The sequence below is a fragment of the Mesorhizobium sp. M7A.F.Ca.US.006.04.2.1 genome (assembly GCF_004022915.1).
GTDB lineage: Bacteria > Pseudomonadota > Alphaproteobacteria > Rhizobiales > Rhizobiaceae > Mesorhizobium > Mesorhizobium ciceri.
Genome location: NZ_RZQA01001407.1, coordinates 1 through 916 on the forward strand (window position 1 = coordinate 1; position 916 = coordinate 916).

A 916-nucleotide genomic window follows, 5' to 3' on the forward strand; every position below is an offset into this window, starting at 1 on the left:
GTTCTTGAGCCGCGCATGATCGCCTTGCTCGAAGCGACGATGTGGCGGCAAATCCGCGACCCGGATTTCATGCTCGGCGCGCTGAAAACCTATCGCATGATGACGGGCCTGTCTCAGATGGATCCCGATTACGCCCAAGACTGGTGGGCGAACAGCTTGCCCGAATTCGCGGCCGCGGCACCATTTCCGACCGCCGATGCCGAAGAGCATCAGCTTGCCGCCATCCGCCGGATGACGGTCGACGAGAGCTATGTCGCGCCCGACCAGGCCCTGGTTGCCGAAGCGCTGAAAACGGTGTGCACCATTTCGTTGCCGGCGCGCGCCTACAAACAGTTGCTGGCCGATCCGGCAGTGGCCGGGCTCAAGGAGTGGGTCCCGGCGAATTTCGCCGGCCCAAACGGCGGCAAGGTGTTTGCGCGGCGTTCCGCCAAGACGCTTCGCGTCGGCATTTCCGGCGCCTTCACCTATGCCGGCTTCCACGACGTCATTCTCGATCGCATCGACGATGTCGCCGCACAGGCCGCGCTCGATCGTGCCGTTTTCGCTGGCGGCTGCTCAGAGAACTCCGAAACCTCGGTCTCGGCGCTGTCCGAGGATATTCTGAAGCTCTACTATGACGACTATATCGCGCAATGGGACAGCTTCCTGCGCGACATGAGGCTCGCGCCATTGACCGATCTCATCGTCGCCAGTGAGAACCTCAAGGATCTTTCGAGCGCCGATTCCGCGCTGAAGCGCCTGCTGACGGCAGTGGTGCAGGAGACGGAGCTCACCCGTTCGGATGACGCGCCCGCCGGAGATGACAAGGCGGCAGCCAAAGGCGGCTCGAAACTGCTCGGCAAACTGGGCAAGCTTGGCAAGATAGTGAAAACAGGGGCAAAACTGTTGCCACGGGCGGGTTCGGCCAACGAGGTGG

At 62.4% G+C, this 916-nt stretch carries 1 protein-coding gene; it reads left to right on the forward strand.

What is annotated here, in order from left to right; all coding sequences use genetic code 11:
• Window positions 1-916 (forward strand): ImcF-related family protein (locus tag EN925_RS37680; RefSeq protein ID WP_281040709.1); only part of this gene is annotated, 916 nt, incomplete at both ends.